Here is a 5,434-nt window from a genome sequence, read left to right as displayed (position 1 = left end):
GCGGTAAAAAAGAGGTGTTGACAGCAGCGACTAACGCTGTAGAATTCGCCTCCCGCTAACGAGAGATCGAAAGCGCAAGTGGTTGAAGTTGAAAAAGAAATTTTGAAAACTTCGAAAATAACCGCTTGACAGATACACGGGGCGCTGTAGAATGCGCGCCTCGGTTGAGACGAAAGCCTCAGCCCACCGCTCTTTAACAACTGAATCAAGCAATTCGTGTGGGTGCTTGTGGAGTCAGACTGCTAGTCAACAGATTATCAGCATCACAAGTTACTCCGCGAGAAATCAAAGATGTAACCAACGATTGCTGAGCCAAGTTTAGGGTTTTCTCAAAACCCAAAGATGTTTGAACTGAAGAGTTTGATCATGGCTCAGATTGAACGCTGGCGGCAGGCCTAACACATGCAAGTCGAGCGGTAGAGAGGTGCTTGCACCTCTTGAGAGCGGCGGACGGGTGAGTAATGCCTAGGAATCTGCCTGGTAGTGGGGGATAACGCTCGGAAACGGACGCTAATACCGCATACGTCCTACGGGAGAAAGCAGGGGACCTTCGGGCCTTGCGCTATCAGATGAGCCTAGGTCGGATTAGCTAGTTGGTGAGGTAATGGCTCACCAAGGCGACGATCCGTAACTGGTCTGAGAGGATGATCAGTCACACTGGAACTGAGACACGGTCCAGACTCCTACGGGAGGCAGCAGTGGGGAATATTGGACAATGGGCGAAAGCCTGATCCAGCCATGCCGCGTGTGTGAAGAAGGTCTTCGGATTGTAAAGCACTTTAAGTTGGGAGGAAGGGCCATTACCTAATACGTGATGGTTTTGACGTTACCGACAGAATAAGCACCGGCTAACTCTGTGCCAGCAGCCGCGGTAATACAGAGGGTGCAAGCGTTAATCGGAATTACTGGGCGTAAAGCGCGCGTAGGTGGTTCGTTAAGTTGGATGTGAAAGCCCCGGGCTTAACCTGGGAACTGCATTCAAAACTGACGAGCTAGAGTATGGTAGAGGGTGGTGGAATTTCCTGTGTAGCGGTGAAATGCGTAGATATAGGAAGGAACACCAGTGGCGAAGGCGACCACCTGGACTGATACTGACACTGAGGTGCGAAAGCGTGGGGAGCAAACAGGATTAGATACCCTGGTAGTCCACGCCGTAAACGATGTCAACTAGCCGTTGGGAGCCTTGAGCTCTTAGTGGCGCAGCTAACGCATTAAGTTGACCGCCTGGGGAGTACGGCCGCAAGGTTAAAACTCAAATGAATTGACGGGGGCCCGCACAAGCGGTGGAGCATGTGGTTTAATTCGAAGCAACGCGAAGAACCTTACCAGGCCTTGACATCCAATGAACTTTCCAGAGATGGATTGGTGCCTTCGGGAGCATTGAGACAGGTGCTGCATGGCTGTCGTCAGCTCGTGTCGTGAGATGTTGGGTTAAGTCCCGTAACGAGCGCAACCCTTGTCCTTAGTTACCAGCACGTAATGGTGGGCACTCTAAGGAGACTGCCGGTGACAAACCGGAGGAAGGTGGGGATGACGTCAAGTCATCATGGCCCTTACGGCCTGGGCTACACACGTGCTACAATGGTCGGTACAGAGGGTTGCCAAGCCGCGAGGTGGAGCTAATCCCACAAAACCGATCGTAGTCCGGATCGCAGTCTGCAACTCGACTGCGTGAAGTCGGAATCGCTAGTAATCGCGAATCAGAATGTCGCGGTGAATACGTTCCCGGGCCTTGTACACACCGCCCGTCACACCATGGGAGTGGGTTGCACCAGAAGTAGCTAGTCTAACCTTCGGGGGGACGGTTACCACGGTGTGATTCATGACTGGGGTGAAGTCGTAACAAGGTAGCCGTAGGGGAACCTGCGGCTGGATCACCTCCTTAATCGACGACCGCAGCTGCTGCATGAGCTCCCACACGAATTGCTTGATTCATTGAAGAAGACGATTGGGTCTGTAGCTCAGTTGGTTAGAGCGCACCCCTGATAAGGGTGAGGTCGGCAGTTCGAATCTGCCCAGACCCACCAATTACTGGTGCACCCTGTAGCGATACGGGGCCATAGCTCAGCTGGGAGAGCGCCTGCCTTGCACGCAGGAGGTCAGCGGTTCGATCCCGCTTGGCTCCACCATTACCGATTGGTGACCCTCGTTAAAGCTTAGAAATGAGCATTCCATCCCTGGGGTGACAGGGGATGATGAATGTTGATTTCTGGTCTTTGAACCAGATCGTTCTTTAAAAATTTGGGTATGTGATAGAAAGATAGACTGAAGGCCACTTTCACTGGTGGTGTTCAGGCTAAGGTAAAATTTGTGAGTTGCTCGAAGAGCAAGCGTACGAATTTTCGGCGAATGTCGTCTTCACAGTATAACCAGATTGCTTGGGGTTATATGGTCAAGTGAAGAAGCGCATACGGTGGATGCCTTGGCAGTCAGAGGCGATGAAAGACGTGGTAGCCTGCGATAAGCTTCGGGGAGTCGGCAAACAGACTTTGATCCGGAGATCTCTGAATGGGGGAACCCAACCAGCACAAGCTGGTTATCTTGCACTGAATACATAGGTGCAAGAGGCGAACCAGGGGAACTGAAACATCTAAGTACCCTGAGGAAAAGAAATCAACCGAGATTCCCTTAGTAGTGGCGAGCGAACGGGGACTAGCCCTTAAGTGGCTTTGAGATTAGCGGAACGCTCTGGAAAGTGCGGCCATAGTGGGTGATAGCCCTGTACGCGAAAATCTCTTGGCCATGAAATCGAGTAGGACGGAGCACGAGAAACTTTGTCTGAATATGGGGGGACCATCCTCCAAGGCTAAATACTACTGACTGACCGATAGTGAACCAGTACCGTGAGGGAAAGGCGAAAAGAACCCCGGAGAGGGGAGTGAAATAGATCCTGAAACCGTATGCGTACAAGCAGTGGGAGCAGACTTTGTTCTGTGACTGCGTACCTTTTGTATAATGGGTCAGCGACTTATTTTCAGTGGCGAGCTTAACCGAATAGGGGAGGCGTAGCGAAAGCGAGTCTTAATAGGGCGTCTAGTCGCTGGGAATAGACCCGAAACCGGGCGATCTATCCATGGGCAGGTTGAAGGTTAGGTAACACTGACTGGAGGACCGAACCGACTACCGTTGAAAAGTTAGCGGATGACCTGTGGATCGGAGTGAAAGGCTAATCAAGCTCGGAGATAGCTGGTTCTCCTCGAAAGCTATTTAGGTAGCGCCTCATGTATCACTGTAGGGGGTAGAGCACTGTTTCGGCTAGGGGGTCATCCCGACTTACCAAACCGATGCAAACTCCGAATACCTACAAGTGCCGAGCATGGGAGACACACGGCGGGTGCTAACGTCCGTCGTGAAAAGGGAAACAACCCAGACCGTCAGCTAAGGTCCCAAAGTTATGGTTAAGTGGGAAACGATGTGGGAAGGCTTAGACAGCTAGGAGGTTGGCTTAGAAGCAGCCACCCTTTAAAGAAAGCGTAATAGCTCACTAGTCGAGTCGGCCTGCGCGGAAGATGTAACGGGGCTCAAACCATACACCGAAGCTACGGGTATCACGTAAGTGATGCGGTAGAGGAGCGTTCTGTAAGCCTGTGAAGGTGAGTTGAGAAGCTTGCTGGAGGTATCAGAAGTGCGAATGCTGACATGAGTAACGACAATGGGTGTGAAAAACACCCACGCCGAAAGACCAAGGTTTCCTGCGCAACGTTAATCGACGCAGGGTTAGTCGGTCCCTAAGGCGAGGCTGAAAAGCGTAGTCGATGGAAAACAGGTTAATATTCCTGTACTTCTGGTTATTGCGATGGAGGGACGGAGAAGGCTAGGCCAGCTTGGCGTTGGTTGTCCAAGTTTAAGGTGGTAGGCTGAAATCTTAGGTAAATCCGGGGTTTCAAGGCCGAGAGCTGATGACGAGTTACCCTTTGGGTGACGAAGTGGTTGATGCCATGCTTCCAAGAAAAGCTTCTAAGCTTCAGATAACCAGGAACCGTACCCCAAACCGACACAGGTGGTTGGGTAGAGAATACCAAGGCGCTTGAGAGAACTCGGGTGAAGGAACTAGGCAAAATGGCACCGTAACTTCGGGAGAAGGTGCGCCGGTGAGGGTCAAGCACTTGCTGCGTAAGCCCACGCCGGTCGAAGATACCAGGCCGCTGCGACTGTTTATTAAAAACACAGCACTCTGCAAACACGAAAGTGGACGTATAGGGTGTGACGCCTGCCCGGTGCCGGAAGGTTAATTGATGGGGTTAGCTAACGCGAAGCTCTTGATCGAAGCCCCGGTAAACGGCGGCCGTAACTATAACGGTCCTAAGGTAGCGAAATTCCTTGTCGGGTAAGTTCCGACCTGCACGAATGGCGTAACGATGGCGGCGCTGTCTCCACCCGAGACTCAGTGAAATTGAAATCGCTGTGAAGATGCAGTGTATCCGCGGCTAGACGGAAAGACCCCGTGAACCTTTACTATAGCTTTGCACTGGACTTTGAATTTGCTTGTGTAGGATAGGTGGGAGGCTTTGAAGCGTGGACGCCAGTCTGCGTGGAGCCATCCTTGAAATACCACCCTGGCAACTTTGAGGTTCTAACTCAGGTCCGTTATCCGGATCGAGGACAGTGTATGGTGGGTAGTTTGACTGGGGCGGTCTCCTCCTAAAGAGTAACGGAGGAGTACGAAGGTGCGCTCAGACCGGTCGGAAATCGGTCGCAGAGTATAAAGGCAAAAGCGCGCTTGACTGCGAGACAGACACGTCGAGCAGGTACGAAAGTAGGTCTTAGTGATCCGGTGGTTCTGTATGGAAGGGCCATCGCTCAACGGATAAAAGGTACTCCGGGGATAACAGGCTGATACCGCCCAAGAGTTCATATCGACGGCGGTGTTTGGCACCTCGATGTCGGCTCATCACATCCTGGGGCTGAAGCCGGTCCCAAGGGTATGGCTGTTCGCCATTTAAAGTGGTACGCGAGCTGGGTTTAGAACGTCGTGAGACAGTTCGGTCCCTATCTGCCGTGGACGTTTGAGATTTGAGAGGGGCTGCTCCTAGTACGAGAGGACCGGAGTGGACGAACCTCTGGTGTTCCGGTTGTCACGCCAGTGGCATTGCCGGGTAGCTATGTTCGGAAAAGATAACCGCTGAAAGCATCTAAGCGGGAAACTTGCCTCAAGATGAGATCTCACTGGAGCCTTGAGCTCCCTGAAGGGCCGTCGAAGACTACGACGTTGATAGGCAGGGTGTGTAAGCGCTGTGAGGCGTTGAGCTAACCTGTACTAATTGCCCGTGAGGCTTGACCATATAACACCCAAGCAATTTGGGGCTCGACAGAGACCAGATTGCGGTGTGGTGAAGACGAAACGAACCGAAAGTTCGGACTTGTTCGTAAGGCACACACAAACTATCGCATGCCCATTTGCTGGAACGTGACCGTATGGCACGCGCCGGCTACC

General features: G+C 52.3%; 2 tRNA genes and 2 rRNA genes. All 4 read left to right on the top strand.

Features of this window, described 5'->3' with window-relative positions:
- The first annotated feature begins 348 nt into the window (after positions 1–348).
- The 4 genes from LCU97_RS26390 to LCU97_RS26375 all read left to right on the top strand — a co-directional run bounded on the left by LCU97_RS26390 (position 349) and on the right by LCU97_RS26375 (position 5,282).
- Positions 349–1,885: ribosomal RNA gene (locus LCU97_RS26390) — 16S ribosomal RNA — on the top strand.
- Positions 1,886–1,950: 65 nt separating this feature from the next.
- Positions 1,951–2,027, top strand: a tRNA-Ile gene (locus tag LCU97_RS26385).
- Positions 2,028–2,053: 26 nt separating this feature from the next.
- Positions 2,054–2,129, top strand: a tRNA-Ala gene (locus LCU97_RS26380).
- A 261-nt stretch (positions 2,130–2,390) separates the two neighbouring features.
- Positions 2,391–5,282, top strand: a 23S ribosomal RNA gene (locus LCU97_RS26375).
- Together the 16S and 23S rRNA genes with 2 tRNA genes alongside form the textbook arrangement of a ribosomal RNA operon.
- Positions 5,283–5,434 lie beyond the last annotated feature (152 nt).

The organism is Pseudomonas uvaldensis, assembly GCF_021271205.1.
Classification (GTDB): domain Bacteria; phylum Pseudomonadota; class Gammaproteobacteria; order Pseudomonadales; family Pseudomonadaceae; genus Aquipseudomonas; species Aquipseudomonas uvaldensis.
This window is presented reverse-complemented; position numbering and strand designations above follow the sequence as displayed.